The following is a 19,018-nucleotide window of genomic DNA, read 5'->3' on the forward strand; positions in this document are numbered from 1 at the left end:
CAGCTAGAGGAGATCAGGGTCGATGCAATCTGGTATTTACCGTATCTTCGAGCGATACGGTCGATGGCATATCAACGCCCCCGCCCTCGTTACGCCTTAGGCATCGCGCTCTGCGTATCGTCGAACGCGAGATTGACAAGCGCACGCATTGCGGCGTCTGCCGCATCACCATTACCAGCGGTTATCGCGTCATACACCTTCGCGTGATCTGGGATAGGATTGCGCGGCAGGGCGCGGGCGCGCTGTTTGTACTGCGTCGTCCAGCTGACCGCCGCGCCGATGCTCGCACTGAGGCTCATCAGCACATCGTTGCGCGTGGCGCGCAGTATCGCATCGTGGAAATCACGGTCGGCAGCGCGGCCGGCATCGGTCGCCAGCGTATGGCGGCGCATAGCGGCTAGCGCATCCTTCATCGCTTTCAGGTCGCCGCGATCGCGCCGTTCGGCGGCGAAGCGCGCCGCGGCAGGCTCGACCACCGCGCGCAATTCGAACAGGTCGCGCACGAACTCCGTGTCGGGCTCACCGGCAAAGGCCCAGGCAAGCACATCGGGATCGAGCAGATGCCAGCGACTGCGCGGCAATATGCGCGTGCCCGCCTTGGGGCGACTTTCCACCAGGCCTTTGGCAGCGAGCACTTGGATCGCCTCGCGGTAAGCCCCGCGCGAGACGTCCAGTATTTCGGAGAAATCGACCTCGCTCGACAGGATATCACCCGGCGCATAAACGCCAGAAACGATCGCAGTGCCGATCTTGTGAGCAATCGCCCCATGCAAGCGTCGCCCGGTACCGCGTGGCGGGCGCTTTTTCGTCGTCTCAGTCGCTTTGTCGCTGCGAGGCGTATCGGCTTTGTCCATCTCGTCCTCCATGCCAGCCGTTACCGGCATTTCCTAGTGGAACGAGCGATTGCCTTTCCAACAAGCGCACATTAAGTCGGAGTAATAAGGAGATGTCCATGCCTGTTGATCCCGCAATTCCTCCTGAAATCCGGGTAAAGCTGCCGTCGATCGACGCACAGACAGGTAGAATCACTGCTTCGTCAATCGAGATGCACTCGGCAGCACCGATCCCAACGGAGCATAGCGAGTACGGAGAATAGCCCGACCATTACGCACGCTCAGCGACTTTGATCCGCGCCGGCAGCAGCGACCTGGGTGCCGGCTCGTTCAAATCGTCGCCGACGCCTTTCCGCGCGCGCAGCGGGAAATCGTCGAGCCATTCAACGAACAAGAAAAAGGGGAGACAAGGTGATGACGAAAATGTGGCGGACGATCGCGGCAACATTGTTGCTGTCGACGGCTACGATCAGCGTCGCGCAAACCTCGCCGGTAGCCGGGACGGCGCCGGCTGCGACGTCTGACGTGACGGCAACGCTCCACGCCGATGCCTCAGGTCCGGTCTATGATCGCCGCATCTTCACTCAGTTTGCCGAGCATCTCGGCAACGGCATCTATGGCGGACTTTGGGTTGGCAAGAACTCAAGGATCCCCAACACGCGCGGCTTCCGCAACGATGTCGTCGCCGCGTTGAAGCAACTCGGCGTGCCCGTCGTGCGCTGGCCCGGGGGGTGCTTTGCCGACGAATATCACTGGCGGGAAGGGATCGGCGCCAAACGCCCGGTCAAGATCAACACCACCTGGGGCGGCGTCACCGAGCCGAACGAAGTGGGCACGCATGAATTCATGGACCTGACCGAGCAACTCGGCGCCGAACCCTATATCGCCGGCAATGTCGGTAATGGCACCGTTCGCGAGATGGCCGAATGGGTCGAATATATGACCTCCCCCGCTGGCAGCCTGGCCGACGAACGCGCGAAAAATGGTCACAAGACGCCTTGGAAAGTACCGTATTTCGGCGTCGGCAACGAGCTATGGGGTTGCGGCGGCAATATGCGCGCGGAATTCGCCGCCGATGAGACCCGCCGATACGCCACGTTCCTGAAAGTGCCGGCGGGGACCAGGATCCTCAAGATCGCTTCTGGCGCCAATGTCGATGATTACAAATGGACCGAGACGATGATCCGGGACGCCGGCGATCAGGTCGATGCCCTGTCGCTGCATTATTACACCATTCCGGGCAGTTGGCCCCCGCGGCAGTCGGCGACGCAATTCGATGAAGCCGGCTGGGCCGAGACCTTGTCCGAAGCGCTGCGCATGGATGACCTGATCACCAGGCACGCCGCGATCATGGACAAATACGACCCCAAGAAGCGCGTCTTCCTGGCGGTCGACGAATGGGGCACATGGTTCAAGGGCGACCCCGGCACCAACCCCGGCTTTCTGCGCCAGCAGAACACGCTTCGCGACGCACTGGTGGCGGCGATCCACCTCAACATCTTCGCCAAACATGCCGATCGCGTGAAGATGAGCGCGATCGCGCAGATGGTGAACGTGCTGCAGGCGATGGTCCTGACCGACGGCGCGAAGATGGTGAAGACGCCGACCTATCATGTGTTCATGATGTACAAGCCGTACATGGACGCCACCGTCCTGCCGATCGAGCTCAAATCGCCATGGTACAACAAGGACAAGTGGGCGATGCCCGCGGTCAGTGCCTCGGCGGTGCGCGACAAGGCGGGCAAGGTACATGTCGGCCTGGCGAATCTCGATCCCAACCGCCCGATGACCGTCAGCGTGCAGATCGACGGGATTGCGGGCAGCGCGGTATCGGGCCAACTGCTCACCGCGCCGGCGATGAATACGCTCAACAGTTTCGAGGCACCGGACGGTGTCGTCCCGGTCGCATTCGATGGCGCGCGGATCATCGGCAAGACCCTTAGCCTCACGCTGCCGGCCAAGTCGGTCGTGATGCTCGACCTGCAATGAGCCACGTGAGCCGAATCTTGCGTCTTGCCGCCATCCTCGCGCTCGCCTGCTCAGGCGGCGCGGCGAGCGCGCAGCCAGCCGGGCAATTGCTCAACGATCGTCTGACCGGTGACCTCGTGCCCACGCACGATCCGGTGATCGCACGCGAAGGCGACACCTATTACGTGTTCGGCACCGGTCTGTCGTCGCGCACCTCGACGGACCTGGTGCACTGGACCCTTGGAAAAGCGCTGCTCGACAACCAATTGCCTGACTGGGCGACTGCGGCCGTGCCTGGCGCAAAGGGCATGTGGGCGCCCGATATTTCGTTCGTGAACGGCCGCTGGCGGCTCTATTACGCCGCCTCTACCTTCGGATCGAACCGCTCGGCGATCGGCCTGTTCACCAGCCCGACACTGAACCCTGCTGCGCCGAACTATGCCTGGCGCGACGAAGGGTTGGTGTTGATGTCGACCAAGGCAGATGATTTCAACGCGATCGACCCCAATTTCGTCGTCGATCGGCAAGGCCGCCATTGGCTCGCATTGGGCAGCTTCTGGACCGGACTGAAATTGTTCGCGCTCGACCCGAAAACCGGCAAGCCAGCCGATCCCGCGGCCAGGCCCCATTCGATCGCCCGGCGCCCCGCTCCGGTCGGCGCGCCGGCTCCGGTCGAGGCGCCGTTCATCCTCGATCGTGGCGGTTATTACTGGCTGTTCGCGTCATACGACTATTGCTGCAAGGGCGTGAACAGCACCTATTATACCGTTGTTGGCCGCGCCAAAAATCACTGGCCCGTATCTTGGCAAGGACGGCAGTTCGATGATGCAGGGTGGCGGCACGCTTTTCCTGCGTGCGGATCTGCCGGAGAAGCAACGCTTCCGCGGTCCCGGCCATCCCGGCTTCCTGCATGACAAGGATGGCGCGGACTATGTCGCTTACCACGCATACGACCGAGACAACGAAGGTGTCCCGACCCTTCGCATCGCCCGCGTTAAATGGGCGGCGGACGGCTGGCCCGTAGCGGAGTATTGACCCGATGATCGACCTTTCCCGCCGCAGCTTTGTCGGCGCGGCAGCCGCCCTGGCTGCTATCCCGGCCTTTGCCCGCACCAGGGACGCCGCGCCGCCGATCCAGAACCCGCTGGTCCGCCAGCGTGCCGACGCGCAAGTCTTCCGCCACACCGACGGCAATTACTACATGACCGGATCGGTGCCGGAATACGACCGCCTGGTGCTGCGCAGGTCACGCACGATCGCCGGGCTCGCCACCGCGGAAGAAATTGTGCTGTGGCGCCATCTTGCCAGCGGTCCATTGTCGGGCTTCATCTGGGCACCCGAACTGCACCTTATCGACCACCGCTGGATCATGTATTTCGCCGCAGGGCCCAGTGGTGGTGGCGAGGATGTGTTCCGCATTCGCACTTATGCAGCGGTGTGTGACGGCCTCGATCCGATGACCGGAAAATGGACATTGCTGGGTCAACTCGAAACGGCGTGGGACACGTTCACGCTCGATTCCACAAGCTTCGTCCATCGCGGCACGCGCTATCTCGCCTGGGCGCAGCGCGAACCCGGAATCGACACCAATTCGAACCTCTATCTCGCGCCGCTCAAGACCCCGCTTACGCTGGCCGCAAAGCCTGCAAGGCTCACGGTGCCGACGCTCGATTGGGAAATTCAGGGTTTTAAGGTCGCCGAGGCCCCCGCCCTGCTCGCCCGCCACGGTCGCTTGTTCATGACCTATTCCGCAAGCGCGACGGACGCTCGCTATTGCATGGGCATGCTGACGGCGAAGGACGATGCGGATATCATGGACCCGGCCGTGTGGTCGAAATCCCCGCTGCCCGTGTTCCAGTCGTCGCCGGCGCACAAAGTGTTCGGGCCAGGCCATAACAGCTTCACGGTCGATGAGCATGGCCGCGACATGCTGGTCTATCATGCGCGCGACTACGAGAAGATCGAGGGTGATCCGCTATTCGATCCCAACCGCCACACACGCGTCCAGCCGATCCAATACCGGTTCGATGGCACGCCCGATTTCGGCGAGCCGGTGGCGAACGGTGTAGTGAGATGGTGAGCGGAATCGATCGGCGCTCTTTCCTCGCCGCCGGCGCCGCAATCCCCGCGGTCGCAGCACTACCGGCGGTCGCCGCGGACGCGCGGCGCGCGCGCACCGAACCATCTCTCGCGCCTGCGCCACCGATGGGCTGGAACAGTTGGAACAGCTTCGCGGTCACGATTACCGAGGCGCAGGCGCGAGAGACCGCGCGGATCATGATGCGCGCGTTACTGCCGGCCGGCTATTCGGTCTTCACGATCGACCATCAATGGTACGATCCGCGCGCCAAAGGCTATGAATACAACGCTGACATAAAGCCGGTGATGGACGGTTTCGGCCGCTTCCAACCTGATCCGGTGCGCTTCCCATCAAGCTCCGGCGGCAAGGGCTTTGCCGCTCTCGCGGCCGATGTGCATGCGATGGGCCTGAAGTTCGGCATTCACCGCATGCGCGGCATCCCGCGCGCCGCGGTCGAAGCGAACCTCCCGATCGCCGGCACGACCGTCCGCGCTCGCGACATCGCCGACACGACAAGCATCTGTTCGTGGAATGTCGACATGTACGGTGTGGACATGCACAAACCCGGTGCGCAGGCATATTATGATGGCGTGTTCGCCGAATATGCCAGTTGGGGCGTCGATTTCGTCAAGGTCGACGACATGAGCCGCCCCTATGACGCGCATGCGCCCGAGATCGAAGCGATCGCCGCGGCGATCCGCCGATGCGGCCGACCGATGATCCTCAGCCTTTCGCCCGGCGAGACGCCGGTGATCCGCGCCGACCATGTCCGTCGCCATGCCGAGATGTGGCGCATCTCGGACGATTTCTGGGACGAATGGGCATTGCTTGAGGCTCAGTTTACGCGGCTGGAGAATTGGAGCCCATATATCGGCGATGGGCGTTGGCCTGATGCCGACATGTTGCCGCTTGGCCGCCTCGCAATGGGCGCGCGCGATACGCGCTTCACATCCGATGAACAGCGCACCTTGATGACCCTGTGGTCGATCGCGCGCTCGCCGCTGATCATGGGCGGCGACCTGCGTCATCTCGACGCGGCGACGCTGGGGCTGCTGACCAATCCGGAAGTCATCGCAGTCAACCAGACGAGCAGCGCGAACCGGCCGCATTTGATGGAAGACGGCGTACGCATCTGGTCCGCGCGGGCACCAGGTGGCGATCGCTACATCGCCTTGTTCAACACCGGTGCCAAGCCGCGACGAATCCTATTCGACCTAAGGCAATTGGGCTTGAACGGTGCGGTCGCGGTACGCGACCTGTGGGCACGACAACCGATCGGCACGATGACTGGCGCCGTCGTACGCGACGTACCGTCGCATGGAACAAGCCTCCTGCGCGTCCGCGCCGCCTAACCTACTCCGACCATTGACAGCCTTGGATGGCCCAATGGCGTGGCATTACGGCCACGCCATCGCCTAAAACGCAAGTGATGTCACTTGACGACTCTTTACCACGCTGCCAAATGGCCGCCTTAATTGTCGGACTAATGGCCGCGCGCGAACGGCCAGGTCGAAGGGAGATGAAAATGACCTTGAAGCTCGTAATCCTGTGCTCCGCCTCCCTGTTGCCGCTGCTTGCCGCTGGACAGGCAGCTGCCCAGTCGACTCCGGAAAACAGCCCGAGCGCCCAGGAATCCCCCGAAGCTGCGGATGCCACTGCGAATGACGACATCGTCGTTACCGGTGTGCGCGCCAGCATCGTCGGCGCGCTCAAAGTGCGCCGCGAATCCACGCAGATCGTGGATTCGATCGTGTCGGAAGATGTCGGCAAGCTGCCCGACAACAACGTAATCGAGGCGCTGCAGCGTGTTACCGGCGTGCAGGTGACCAATCGAACCGGCGGCGAAGCGGCCGGTATCTCGATCCGCGGCCTGCCCGATGCGCTCACCACGCTCAACGGCCGCAACATCTTCACCGCTGCCGGCCAGGCCTTCGCACTGCAGGATATCTCGGCCAACCTCGTCAAGCAGATCGACGTCTACAAGACACGCTCCGCCGACCAGATCGAGACCGGCCTCGCCGGCCAGGTCGATGTTGCCACGCGCCGCCCGTTCGATTTCGACGGCTTCGCGATCTCCGGCCTCGTGCGCGGCATCTACAACGAACAGGCCGACACTTATAATCCCAACGCCGCGTTGCTGATCAGCAATCGCTGGGAAACCGGCATCGGCGATATCGGCTTGTTGGTGAACGGCAGCTATTCGCGCACCAAGTTCCGCGACATGACGGTGACGGCCGGCGCGTTCGTGCCGTTCGCCACGCTGACGCCGCCGGCCGGATCCGGTCTCGCGCCGTTCGAGCGCATCTTCCCGGGCCCTGACAACATCAACTGGACGCCCGGCCTCGATCGCGGTTTGTCTACCGCGCCCGGTTCGACGCTGACAGTCAACGGCGTCACCACACCTTATTATCTGTCGCGCGACGCGATCTTCAGTTCCGATCTCTACGGCAAGCGCGAACGGCCCTCGGCCAATATCGCGATGCAGTGGGCACCCAATAGCAGCTCGGTCTACACCGCCGAAATATTCTATTCGGGGTTTCGCGGCCAAACCTTCAACAGCCTACAGTTCAGCTTCGTCGATTTCTGGGCGAACGCGCAGGCCCCGACGCTGTACAACGGCACCAACATCGTCAAATCGCGTGTCGCCAACAGCGTCTACGGTTTCAATAGCGGAGACTACAACCGCACCAAGACCGACAATTTCGTGTATGCGCTAAACGGAAAATGGGATCTCGGCGCGCAGGGCAAGATCGTGGGTGATGTTGCCTATCAGACGAGCAAAGTGGACACCTCATTCATCGCGATGCGCACCGATCGCGTGGCCAACCAGATCACCGCCGATTTTAATGCCGGCGGCGGTATTCCATCCTATCATTTCGACAATGACGCATTGCTGGCCGATCCCAGCGTATGGAACGTCGCGCAGCTCTACGACAATGCCAACCGCGACAAAGGCAGCGCGCTGACCGGAACCTTGGAAGGCTATTACACTTGGGACCAAGGATTCATTCGCCAAGTCAAAGCGGGCCTGCGCTATGACGATCGCAAGGCATCTACGGCTGTGCGCACACAAGATGCTGGCGCGCCGCTGGTCGCGACGAACCTTGCTGGCTTGCCCGCAGGCGCGCAGTTCACCAATTCCGGATTCTTCGACGGACGCTCCGATTCACCGTCCAGCTGGGTGTTGGCGAATGGCTATTGGCTCAACGACAATGCCGATATGGTGCGTCGCCTGTATGGCCTGAAGACGTCCGATCAATTGTCGCTGCAGCGCGTGTTCGACATCGACGAGATCACTATGTCGGCCTATGCCTTGGTGGACGGTGAGATTTCGATCTTTGGCCGGCCCTTGAAGCTCCAGGCCGGGGTACGTTATGTCAACGTCGACACCGACTATAATTTCTTCGATCGCTATAACGGCGGCGCCAAGACAAGCGTGTCGCGCGGTTCCGATCGTTTTCTGCCAAGCTTCACCGCACGGTACGAATTCACCAACAAGCTGCGTGCGCGGTTCAATTATGGCGAGACGCTCCGTCGCCCGAACTTCACCGACATCAACCCCAATTATTCACTGACCGGCGATCTCACCAATGTCGGCTATGGCAGCGGCACGGCGGGTACGGCAACGCTGAACCCGACGCATTCGAGGAATTTCGATCTGGCGCTGGAGTGGTATTTCGACCGCGACAGCGCGATCACCGCCACCGCGTTCCGCCGTGAGGTGAACGGCCTGGTCGTGCCGCTGACCGTGCGCGAATATATCCCCAACAATGGTATCGTTGCCGGCGCGACGGATTATTTCGCGATCACCAGGCCGGTCAACGCGTCGGACGGCGTGCTCAAGGGTATCGAACTTGGCCTGACCTATTTCCCACACTACCTGCCGGGCCCACTCGACGGCCTGGGATTCGTCGGCAGCGTGACGGTGCTCGATTCGAAGCAGAACATCCCACTGTCGGATGCCGCCGGCAATATCGTTGGACAATCCTCATCCGCCTTCTTCGGCGTGTCAGATCTGTCGTATAACGCGACCCTGGCCTATGAGCGCGGTCCGGTGAGCGCGCGTCTCTCCTATGTCTGGCGCAAGGAATTCCTCGCCAACAACGAAGCGCGGCTCTTCGCCAATCCGATCGGCGTGTGGCGCAATCCGGAAAAGAGCCTCGATCTGCAGCTGACCTACAAAGTCAGCGACCGGTTCGGCCTGACCTTCGACGCGGTCAACCTGACCAAGTCGGTGCAGCAGACCTATTACAAATTCGACGATGTCGGCGGGCCGGATCAGTTCAATCTTGGCACCACCCTCCTTTCACGTACCTTCGCGATCGGCGCGCGCTACACCTTCCATTGACGTCCTCCCCCGGACCCAGTTCTCGTCGCACCGCCTCGCAAGGCGGGCGCCGGACCGGATCCATCCTCAGGGCGCTGCGCAGAGCCTGGCTTTGTGCGGCGTCCTTTTTGTGTGCGCGCCCTCGCCCTCGCCCTCGCCCAGACGCCGCCGCAGCTCGATGCCGGCAAGCAATATGGCGTCGGTGTGGAGCTATCCGCTATATCGCTTCTGCCATTCAGAATACTCTACTAGTATCTGATATATAACAATATTATCAAAATACCTTACTGAGCTCGCCGAGCAAAGATACGTTACAACCGGTGTAACATATCTCCCGCAGCTCAGCGCATCGCCCTGTCGCCGGCGGAGATTCAACCCTCACACGGAATCGGGCAGATCATCCTTTGCCGGATTTATACCGGCACGCTTTTTCTTATTGTCAGAACAAGATTGCCACGCGCGCAAAGGCTCCACGCTTGACCCGAGCCCCGGCGCATGTGCCTGATGTAATGCTCAATGCTCAATGCTCAAAGCCCGGGGCTTCCTTTGATCCTTTCGCCGGTGTAACCTTATCTCATGCGCAAACATGTCCTCATCGTCATCGGCCTGATCGTCCTTGCGGCGCTGGCTTTCTGGTACGTCATCAGCAGGCCGGATCAGGCTCGGCTGTCGGTCGCCGCGGTCAGCGGCGAAAAGCCTCAGATCACCGCGCCGCGCACGCAAATGGTCCCGACCATCGCGGTTGCCGACGCGGTCGGCTGGGCCAACGGCGCAAAGCCGACGCCCGCCGCCGGACTGAACGTCGCGGCATTCGCCAGTGGCCTCGATCATCCGCGCTGGCTCTATCGCCTGCCCAATGGCGATGTGCTGGTGGCCGAAACCAACTCGCCCCCGCGCAAGGGCGGCGGCATCACCGGCACGGTGATGGGCTGGCTGATGGGCAAGGCCGGTGCCGGCGTGCCCTCGGCCAATCGTATCACCCTCCTCCGCGACAGTGACGGCGACGGCGTGGCGGAAAGCCGTTCGGCATTTCTGACCGGGCTCAACTCCCCCTTCGGCATGGCCGTGATGGGTGACTGGCTGTATATCGGCAATACCGATGCACTGGTCCGCTTCCCGTTCAAGGTCGGCGAAACGAAGATCACCGCCAAGCCCGAAATCGTCGTCAAGCTGCCCGGTGGCGGCAATCACTGGGCGCGCAACGTCCTTGCGGCCGAGGACGGCAAGACGCTGTACGTGACGGTCGGATCGTCGAGCAATATCGCCGAAAACGGTATCGATGCTGAGAAATACCGCGCCAACATTCTGCAGGTCTTTCCCGAGGCGAAGACCTTCCGCATTTACGCGGCCGGCCTGCGCAATCCCAATGGCCTGGCGCTGGAGCCGCATTCGAAGCGGCTATGGACGACGGTCAACGAACGCGACATGCTCGGCTCCGACCTCGCACCCGATTATATGAGCCAGGTCGAATTCGGCGATCATTTCGGCTGGCCCTGGTATTATTGGGGTGGTTACCCCGACAAGCGCGTCGATCCGCCCAACCCGGCGCTGCAACAATATTCCAAGCGCCCCGATTATGCGCTCGGGCCGCATACCGCCTCGCTCGGCCTCGCCTTTGCGAGTGATGCAAAGCTCGGTGCGAATTTCGCCAACGGCGCGTTTGTCGGTCAGCACGGATCATGGAACCGCAAGCCGGTATCGGGCTACAAGGTCATCTATGTGCCGTTCGCCGACAATGGCTATCCGGTGAAGGGCGCCAAGCCGGTCGACGTACTCGGCGGCTTCCTCAACGCCAAAGGAGAGGCGCAAGGTCGCCCAGTCGGCGTCATTACCGACAAGACCGGCGCGCTGCTGGTCGCCGACGATGTCGGCAACACGATCTGGCGCGTCGCCGCGGGCAAGTGACCTTGCGGCGCGCGCTGTCGCGACAACACTAGCGGTAAAAACGAAAACGGGCTGCGTGCTCCCCCGAAGCTCGCAGCCCGCCTTGGTCGCGGCGGTTATCCGCGCGACACCCTCCCCCGTAACTCGTTGATCCAGCGGTCTGAAGCGCGCCGTTCCATCGATCCCCGAAGGGCCTATATCTTGTTGGGCTCTAACGATAGTTTACGGTAAAGCATCAGCTACCCATATTGGGTATCACGGCCATTTCGGCCCTATTCGGGGATATCAGCCTTGAGCGACCGGGTCGTCACCAATCCTGTAAAAATGGCCGAGAACTGGCGCATCGCGATGATGTCGATCTGCAATCAGTTCCTCACTGCGCACCGCATCTTCACTCAGCCGAAAGACCTGAATCCGACCGAGTTGATCATCTATCTGACGATCTCGGTTGCCAATGTGCAGAAATTGATGCGCGAACGCAGCATCCCGGGGGAATATGCCGCCACCGCGATACTACCGCGCGAATGGGTGGTGCCAATCTCACGCAACGCCATTGCCTCGGCTAGTGGCTTGCCCCGTGAAACCGTACGCCGCCATGTCGGTCGCATGGTCGAGAGCGGGCTGCTGATCGAGGACGAACGTGGTGGCGTGACTCAACCGCCCGGCGTGATCCAGAATCTCGGGCTGGAACCGTTACTCGAATCACTGATGACCGAATTCGCACGCACGACCGAAGCGCTGCTGCGTATCGGTGTGATCGAAGTGCGGCCCGACCAGCACTAGCACGCTGATTTTCATCGCCAATTAATCGAGCCGATTGCCCTGTTGACAGGCGCTCGCCCTTAATATAACTATTTAGTTATTGAACTAGAGAGTTATATGAATGACGCCCGACGAACGCCTTGACGCCACTTTCACCGCGCTTGCCGATCCGACCCGGCGGGCAATCCTCGCCCGGCTGGCCCGGGGTGAGGCCACGGTGGCCGAACTCGCAGCGCCCTTCGCGATGAGCCAGCCGGCCATCTCCAAGCATCTCAAGATGCTGGAACGCGCCGGCCTGGTCGCCGGAGCGATCGATGCCCAGCGCCGGCCGCGGCAGATCGTCGGCGCGCCGATGGCCGAGGCGGTCGGCTGGCTCGAACAATATCGGCAGATCTGGGAGCGGAACTACGGTCGCCTGGACTCACTGCTCGAGGAACTCAAGTCGTTGGAAAACCAAGCCAAGAAAGGAAAACCGCAATGAGCAACCGACTGGAACTGGTCGCCAATGGCGATCGCGGGATCATCATGACGCGCATCTTCGACGCACCGCCACATCTGGTGTTCGATGCGCTCACCGTTCCCGCCTTGCTGAAGCGCTGGCTCAAGGGCCCCGATGGCTGGTCGCTCGAAACCTGCGACATCGACCTGCGCGTCGGCGGCGCCTATCGCTATATATGGAAGAACGACGACGGCACCGAGATGGGCATGGGCGGTACCTATCGCGAGATCGTGCGCCCCGAACGCATCAGCCAGACCGAAATGTTCGACGGCAACTGGACCGGCGGCGAAGCGATCAGCACCGCGACGCTCGAACCCTTCGGCGATCGCACCCGGCTGACTACCACCGTCGCCTATGCATCGCCCGAATCACGCGACGGAGCCATCCAGTCGAACATGGAAGCCGGCATCACCGCCAGCTATGCCCGGCTCGATACGGTCCTCGACGACGAGCAGAAGGAACAGGCGCAATGAACGCCATTCCTGCTCCAGCCCCCCGCAGCTTCGGCCGCAGCTTTCTCGCAATCTTCGCTGGCCTCGCTCTCAGCGTCCTGCTCGCCCTGGTGATCGATATGATCCTCCATGCGCTTCAGGTCTTTCCGCCCTGGGATCAGCCGATGACCGAGACCGGTGATGCTGCACTGGCCTTCTCCTATCGCGCGGCAATCGCAATCGGCAGCGGCTATCTCACAGCCCGGCTCGCACCATCGGCACCGATGAGACATGCGATCATCCTTGGCGGGATCGGCATGGCCCTCGCGACGCTTGGACTGGTCGGCGCGATGACGATGGAGATGGGGCCGCTCTGGTATCCCGCCGCGCTGGTGATCACTGCCCTGCCCCTGGCCTGGATCGGTGGTGTGCTCGCCCGCCGCCGCAGCTGACAAGCTCTACCCCGGAAAGGATCGCACGATGCTCAACAAAGTAGCGTTCACCATGTATCCGATTACCGATGTGGACCGGGCGCGGTCTTTCTACGAAACGACGCTCGGGCTTACGATCGGATCAAATGCGGGCGACGGCCGCTGGATCGAATATGATCTTCCCGGCGGCGGCTGTCTCGCACTCACGACACTCACCAAGGCCAGTCCCGGCAGCGATTCGGGCGGCATGATCGCATTTGAGGTCGACGATCTCGACGCGCTGACCACAAGGCTGGAAAGCGACGGCGTGACCTTCGTCTCGGACCTGATTCATAGTCCGGTCTGCCGGATGCGCATCTGCCTCGATTCCGAGGGCAATCGCCTGATGCTTCACCAGCTCAAGGCCAGATAGCCGCGCCGCTATTCCAGAAGCTTCGGCGCTTCCTTGGCAAGTTTGGCCCTGATCTTGTCGGCGAACAGCGACAGGAAAGGTGGCAAGTCGATCGTCGCATGGACATGGGCATCGAACAACTCGAGCCGGCTCGCCACCTTCTGACCCATTGCCTGGACGGTGAAGTGCATCGTCTCCCCCTCCCAGCGATGATCGACCACCGCCCCGCCGGGGAACATTCCGGCAAGCTTGCCGATGCCCTTGTCGAGCCGTTCGCGCACCTCGTCGCGGCCATGTTTATGCGGGATGTCGAGAGTGATCGGTTGAGCCATGCCAGGTCCCTTACGTCGCGAAGATCATCGCGTCATCGGCAAATGCCTTGAATTCGAGCGCGTTGCCGCTGGGGTCGCGAAAGAACATCGTCGCCTGTTCGCCCGGCTGCCCCTTGAAGCGGATATGTGGCGCGATGCCGAAGGGAATTCCCGCCGTTGCAATGCGAGCGGCCAGCGCTTCCCAGTCGGCCATGGCCAACACGACACCGAAATGCGGTACCGGCACCTCATGACCGTCAACCGGATTGGTCACCGCGACGGGCCTGGCCGCCGGGTCGAGATGCGTGACGATCTGATGCCCGAACAGATCGAAGTCGATCCACCGATCGCTGCTGCGCCCCTCGGGGCAGCCCATTACCTGGCCGTAGAAATGCCGCGCGGCCGGCAGGTCGTGGACAGGAAAGGCGAGATGGAACGGGCGAAGCGTCATTGTCGCATAATACACTTCCGATCTCAATTCGTCACCCCGGATCGCCCGGCACGTCCGAGACAGGCTTGTTCCGCGGTCCACCGTTCCGCATAGGCTGCGATCGGAGCCAGCGAGGCTTGGTGAATGCCGGAAGCGGCATGGCGGGTGGGAACGGTCATTGTGGACAAGCTGATTCAGGCCGTAACGCGCTACCCTCTTCTCCTGTCGCTCGTTCTTGGCGCACTCGCCGCAACCGGCTTCGCGCCGCTCATCTGGTGGCCGGTTACTCTTGCTTGTTTTGCCCTGTGGATGCTGCTGATCCACGACGCGCCGACCCTGAAACAGGTGTTGCTGCGCGGCTGGATTTTCGGCGTCGCGCATTTCACCGTCGGCAATAACTGGATTCAGCGCGCTTTCACCTATCAGGACGCAATGCCGCACTGGCTCGGCTATCTCGCGGTAGTCCTGCTCTCGCTCTATCTTGCACTCTATCCGGCGATCGCCACCGGGCTCGCCTGGCGCTTCGCTCGCGCACGCCCGGTCGGCAACAATCGGACTATGGCGGGCAGCGGCTTCGTTCTTGTCTTCGCTGCCGCATGGATCGCGACCGAATGGCTGCGCGGCACGTTGTTTACGGGCTACCCTTGGAATCCGCTGTCGGAGATCTGGCTGCCGATCGTGCCGCTCGCGGCGATCGGCCGATTGGTCGGTACCTATGCGTTGTCGGGGCTGACGATCGTCGTTGCCGGATCCTTGCTCCTGTTGGTGCAGCGCCGCTGGCGCTTCGCCGCCGGCACGGCGGTCTCCGCGCTCGTGCTCGCGCTGGCCTCGCTCGGCCCTGTCCCAGTCTCTACCCGCACGCTCGACACTGCACCCCGCATCCGGGTGATCCAGCCGAATCTCGACCAGGAAGAGCGGCCGCGCGATGATTATGCCGAGCAGAATCTGCTGGCGATCGAAGCGCTCAGCGGCACGCCCGGCCCGGCACCGCGGCTGATCGTGTGGCCCGAGGGCGCGCTGCGCTTCTTCATCGAGGATGGTTATCCGGCAATCTCCTACTGGCGCGGCGATCCTTTGGTCACACGCCGGCGCATCGCCTCCCGGCTCGGACCCAACGATATTGTCCTGGCGGGCGGCAATGCGCTGAAGTTCGATGCACAGGGCAATGTCACCGCCGGCACCAATTCGGTCTTCGCGATCGATTCGCGCGCGCGCATCCTCGGCCGGTACGACAAGGCGCACCTTGTGCCCTGGGGCGAATATCTGCCGATGCGTCCAATCATGTCGGCGATCGGCCTGTCTCGGCTGGTGCCCGGCGATTTCGATTTCGACCCCGGCCAGGCTGCGGGCGGCTTCACTCTCCCCGCCTTCGGCAATGTCGGTTTCCAGATCTGCTACGAAATGATCTTTTCCGGCGAAACGGTCGACCGCCGCCACCGTCCCGCTTTCATCTTCAACCCCTCCAACGACAGCTGGTATGGCAGCTGGGGCCCGGTCCAGCACCTCGCCCAGGCGCGCATGCGAGCAATCGAAGAAGGGCTGCCGATCATCCGCGCGACGCCGACCGGTATTTCCGCGATCATCGACGCCAACGGCACGCTGCTGGCGACCGTGCCGCCGAACGTCGCCGGCGCAATCGAGCTGCCGATCCCGCCACCGCATGAACCGACCCTGTTCGCACGCGTCGGCAATCTCATGGCCTTTGTCACAGCGGCAGTGATGCTGCTGTTCGCCGTTGCCATCAGGCGATGGCCCCGCTAGTGGCCCTCATATAAGGAAAGCTTTATATGCGGTTCCGTCAGCGGAGCCGCGCAGCCCGAGGGTAGATTGATGCGCGCTTCGTTTCTCTTCACGTCCGAATCGGTTTCGGAAGGTCATCCCGACAAGGTCGCCGACCAGATTTCGGATTCGGTGGTCGACCTGTTCCTGTCCAAGGATCCCTATGCCCGCGTCGCGTGCGAGACGCTGACCACCACAAACCTGGTCGTGCTGGCCGGCGAAATCCGCTGCAAGGGCGTGTTCGAGAATGGCGAATGGGCACCCGGCGCGCTCGACGAGATCGAGGCCACGGTCCGCGCGACGGTGAAGCGCATCGGTTACGAGCAGGACCAGTTCCACTGGAACACGTTCGAATTCATCAACCGCCTCCACGGCCAGTCCGCACATATCGCGATGGGCGTCGATGAGAGCGGCAACAAGGACGAAGGCGCCGGCGACCAGGGCATCATGTTCGGTTACGCGACCGACGAGACGCCCGACCTGCTCCCCGCCACGCTTTATTATTCGCACCGCATCCTCGAGCAGTTGGCGCATGACCGGCACAACAAGGTCGTGCCGTTCCTCGAGCCCGACGCAAAGAGCCAGGTGACGCTCGCGTACGAGAATGAAGTGCCGGTCCGCGCAACTGCCCTGGTCGTCTCGACTCAGCATGCGCCAGGCTATTTCTTCCACGACAATGAAGGCGATCCGGCCAAGTACAAGGAACTGCGCGACTATGTCGTCGGCGTGTTCAACGATGTGTTGCCCGACGGCTTCATCACCGACGAGACCGCGATCTACGTCAACCCGACCGGCCGGTTCGAAATCGGCGGGCCCGACGGCGACGCCGGCGTCACCGGCCGCAAGATCATCGTCGACACGTACGGCGGCGCGGCACCGCATGGCGGCGGCGCCTTCTCCGGCAAGGATCCGACCAAGGTCGATCGTTCGGCTGCCTATGTCGCGCGCTATCTGGCGAAGAATGTGGTTGCCGCAGGCCTTGCGCGCCGCTGCACGATCCAGCTGAGCTATGCGATCGGCATTGCCGAGCCATTGTCGGTCTATGTCGACACGCACGGCACCGGCAAGGTTTCGGAAGCGAAGCTCGAAGAGGTGCTGCCACAGCTCGTCCGCCTGACCCCCAAGGGGATCCGCGAACACCTGAAGCTCAATGCGCCGATCTATCAGAAGACCGCCGCGTACGGCCATTTCGGGCGCACGCCCGAAGGCGAGTATTTCACTTGGGAGAAGACCGACCTGGTCGATCAGCTCAAGGCAGCAGTCGCGTAATCAAGAGATAGGCGGGACCGGTCCGCGCTCTGCGCGGGCCGGTCTCCTATAATTTGAGCTGACCGTCGTCCCGGGCGGGCGGCGCCTCGGGCACTCTTCCCGCACTGCTATTGTCGAAGGTATGGGAGAAGAATTGCGACCGCTTCTTCTTGCGCGGCGCACGGCTGCGCATAGTGAAATATAGTATCGCGACGATCGCGGCCAGAATGACGATGATGAGTGCGAATTTCATACGCTGCTCGATCCGATTAACCAATTGGTGGGAGCGGCGATCCGCACAGGCGGGGTCATTCCCTCTTTACGCGAAGCCAACGACGAATATTTTCAGCTACTTTACCGCAGCACATCATAAGAATGGCGCGAGCGGGAAAGCCATACCATGCTCTTTGCGTGATAACCATGATCGTATGATGACAATTTCGTTAGGTTTCGGAATATCCGCATGAATGACCCCGCTTCAATCCGCCGTCTTTATGGCCGCCGCCAGGGTCACAAGCTGCGCCTCGGGCAAGCCGCGCTGGTCGAAGACACGCTTGCCGCACTGAGCGTGCCGGAAACCGGGCCGATCGATGCGACCACCTTGTTCGGCAAGGATCGTCCTCTCGCCTTCGAGATCGGCTTCGGCGCCGGCGAGCATCTTGCCGCACAGGCCGAGGCGAACCCGGTGATGGGATTTATCGGCTGCGAGCCTTTCCTCAACGGCGTGGTCGGCGCGCTCGGCCATATCCGCGACCGCGCACTGGACAATGTCCGGCTGCATATGGGAGACGCGCTGGAGGTGCTCGAACGGCTCCCCGATGAAAGCCTCGACCGCCTGTTCCTCCTTCATCCCGATCCGTGGCGCAAGGCGCGGCACGCCAAGCGACGCATGGTCAATCACGGCCCGCTCGACCTGATCGCCGCCAAGCTCAAGCCCGGCGCCGAGTTCCGCCTGGGCACCGACGACCCGACCTATTGCCGCTGGGCGATGATGGTGATGAGCACGCGCCGCGACTTCGACTGGCAGGCGGAGCATCCGCGCGATTTCCTCGAACGGCCCGCCGACTGGCCTGAGACCCGCTATGAGCGCAAGGCACGCCGGCAAGGGCACGAGGTCTGGTATTTCCGCTACCGCCGCCTTTAGCATCGAACATCCCATCAGACGCGCGCATGCAGACACCTGCACAGCGGCCCGGCCGATCCCCTTTTTCCGACAATCAGAAAGAGCGAGCCGGTGAACGCTGGCAGCTGAGTCCCTATCCGCGCCGGCGCCATGCTTGAATCGCCGCCGGTGACAGGCCCGAAACAGGAGCGACAGGAGATATGTTACACCAGAAATGTAACATATCTCTTTGCCGACGCCTCTGCGTGATTCAGAATAATTCTATATATATCATATAGTTACTCTGAAATTATGGCCCATATTCTTGAGGCCTGGACCCTCCGGCATTCTTGCCATCGCGCGACGGCGGATCCGCGCTGGATGACATGCTCGGTGATCCTCCGACGATAACCGTCGGCAAGACGCATCCAGCCAGCGCAAAGATATCGGATATCAGTCACGTCAACATCATGTGGATGCCGCCAACCTTCAGATATCCCATCACATGGTAAACTGACCAATATGGTCCCATCTGTTGGCTC

The 19,018-nt window shown here is 62.0% G+C and carries 16 protein-coding genes and 2 pseudogenes; 14 read left to right on the plus strand and 4 right to left on the minus strand.

Translation table 11 applies throughout. From position 1 onward, the window contains the following. Window positions 1-89: 89 nt before the first annotated feature. A complete protein-coding gene (locus tag H3Z74_RS13245) occupies window positions 90-854 on the minus strand; it encodes a FadR/GntR family transcriptional regulator (RefSeq protein WP_187760121.1) in 765 nt (254 codons plus the stop codon). A 393-nt stretch (window positions 855-1,247) separates the two neighbouring features. Here H3Z74_RS13245 and H3Z74_RS13250 point away from each other — a divergent pair, with 393 nt between their 5' ends. The 11 genes and pseudogenes from H3Z74_RS13250 to H3Z74_RS13300 all read left to right on the plus strand — a co-directional run bounded on the left by H3Z74_RS13250 (window position 1,248) and on the right by H3Z74_RS13300 (window position 13,627). After that, a complete protein-coding gene (locus H3Z74_RS13250) occupies window positions 1,248-2,822 on the plus strand; it encodes an alpha-N-arabinofuranosidase (RefSeq protein ID WP_187760122.1) in 1,575 nt (524 codons plus the stop codon). Next, window positions 2,819-3,836: pseudogene (locus tag H3Z74_RS13255) on the plus strand (arabinan endo-1,5-alpha-L-arabinosidase). Before H3Z74_RS13250 ends, H3Z74_RS13255 begins: the two are co-directional and overlap by 4 nt. A 4-nt stretch (window positions 3,837-3,840) precedes the next feature. Then, window positions 3,841-4,866 (plus strand): annotated as a pseudogene (locus H3Z74_RS13260) (glycoside hydrolase family 43 protein); the annotation flags it as partial. Window positions 4,867-4,877: 11 nt separating this feature from the next. Continuing rightward, window positions 4,878-6,233, plus strand: a complete 1,356-nt coding sequence (locus tag H3Z74_RS13265; RefSeq protein ID WP_390901757.1) for a glycoside hydrolase family 27 protein — start codon at window positions 4,878-4,880, stop codon at window positions 6,231-6,233. 173 nt (window positions 6,234-6,406) lie between these two features. Continuing rightward, on the plus strand, window positions 6,407-9,229 hold the full coding sequence (locus tag H3Z74_RS13270; RefSeq protein WP_187764312.1) for a TonB-dependent receptor: 2,823 nt from the start codon (window positions 6,407-6,409) through the stop codon (window positions 9,227-9,229). Between the two features lie 555 nt (window positions 9,230-9,784). Next, on the plus strand, window positions 9,785-11,113 hold the full coding sequence (locus tag H3Z74_RS13275; RefSeq protein ID WP_187760125.1) for a PQQ-dependent sugar dehydrogenase: 1,329 nt from the start codon (window positions 9,785-9,787) through the stop codon (window positions 11,111-11,113). A 270-nt stretch (window positions 11,114-11,383) separates the two neighbouring features. Further along, entirely contained in the window at window positions 11,384-11,875 is a 492-nt protein-coding gene (locus H3Z74_RS13280) for a helix-turn-helix domain-containing protein (RefSeq protein WP_187760126.1), read from the plus strand. 100 nt (window positions 11,876-11,975) lie between these two features. After that, window positions 11,976-12,335: an ArsR/SmtB family transcription factor gene (locus H3Z74_RS13285; protein ID WP_187760127.1), complete on the plus strand. Its 360-nt coding sequence runs from the start codon at window positions 11,976-11,978 to the stop codon at window positions 12,333-12,335. Further along, on the plus strand, window positions 12,332-12,826 hold the full coding sequence (locus H3Z74_RS13290; RefSeq protein WP_187760128.1) for an SRPBCC family protein: 495 nt from the start codon (window positions 12,332-12,334) through the stop codon (window positions 12,824-12,826). The genes H3Z74_RS13285 and H3Z74_RS13290 overlap by 4 nt, the downstream gene beginning before the upstream one ends. Then, a complete protein-coding gene (locus H3Z74_RS13295) occupies window positions 12,823-13,236 on the plus strand; it encodes a hypothetical protein (protein ID WP_187760129.1) in 414 nt (137 codons plus the stop codon). Before H3Z74_RS13290 ends, H3Z74_RS13295 begins: the two co-directional genes overlap by 4 nt. A gap of 28 nt (window positions 13,237-13,264) precedes the next feature. Next, on the plus strand, window positions 13,265-13,627 hold the full coding sequence (locus tag H3Z74_RS13300; protein ID WP_187760130.1) for a VOC family protein: 363 nt from the start codon (window positions 13,265-13,267) through the stop codon (window positions 13,625-13,627). Window positions 13,628-13,635: 8 nt separating this feature from the next. On the opposite strand, the gene H3Z74_RS13305 is transcribed toward H3Z74_RS13300, so the two are convergent. Further along, the gene (locus H3Z74_RS13305; protein ID WP_187760131.1) at window positions 13,636-13,938 is read right to left on the minus strand and encodes a polyhydroxyalkanoic acid system family protein; all 303 of its coding nucleotides are present in this window, start codon (window positions 13,936-13,938) and stop codon (window positions 13,636-13,638) included. Window positions 13,939-13,948: 10 nt separating this feature from the next. Continuing rightward, window positions 13,949-14,368, minus strand: coding sequence for a VOC family protein (locus tag H3Z74_RS13310; RefSeq protein WP_187760132.1), 420 nt, complete (start codon window positions 14,366-14,368; stop codon window positions 13,949-13,951). 123 nt (window positions 14,369-14,491) lie between these two features. Here H3Z74_RS13310 and lnt point away from each other — a divergent pair, with 123 nt between their 5' ends. Continuing rightward, the gene (gene lnt, locus H3Z74_RS13315; protein WP_187760133.1) at window positions 14,492-16,108 is read left to right on the plus strand and encodes an apolipoprotein N-acyltransferase; all 1,617 of its coding nucleotides are present in this window, start codon (window positions 14,492-14,494) and stop codon (window positions 16,106-16,108) included. A 69-nt stretch (window positions 16,109-16,177) separates the two neighbouring features. Then, a complete protein-coding gene (metK, locus tag H3Z74_RS13320; protein WP_187760134.1) occupies window positions 16,178-17,395 on the plus strand; it encodes a methionine adenosyltransferase in 1,218 nt (405 codons plus the stop codon). A gap of 46 nt (window positions 17,396-17,441) precedes the next feature. On the opposite strand, the gene H3Z74_RS13325 is transcribed toward metK, so the two are convergent. Then, complete coding sequence (locus tag H3Z74_RS13325; RefSeq protein WP_187760135.1) at window positions 17,442-17,627, minus strand: hypothetical protein; 186 nt, start codon at window positions 17,625-17,627, stop codon at window positions 17,442-17,444. Between the two features lie 210 nt (window positions 17,628-17,837). Between H3Z74_RS13325 and trmB the strand changes: the two genes are divergently transcribed. After that, on the plus strand, window positions 17,838-18,518 hold the full coding sequence (trmB, locus tag H3Z74_RS13330; protein ID WP_187760136.1) for a tRNA (guanine(46)-N(7))-methyltransferase TrmB: 681 nt from the start codon (window positions 17,838-17,840) through the stop codon (window positions 18,516-18,518). The last annotated feature ends 500 nt before the right edge of the window (window positions 18,519-19,018 follow it).

Source organism: Sphingomonas alpina (genome assembly GCF_014490665.1).
GTDB lineage: Bacteria > Pseudomonadota > Alphaproteobacteria > Sphingomonadales > Sphingomonadaceae > Sphingomonas > Sphingomonas alpina.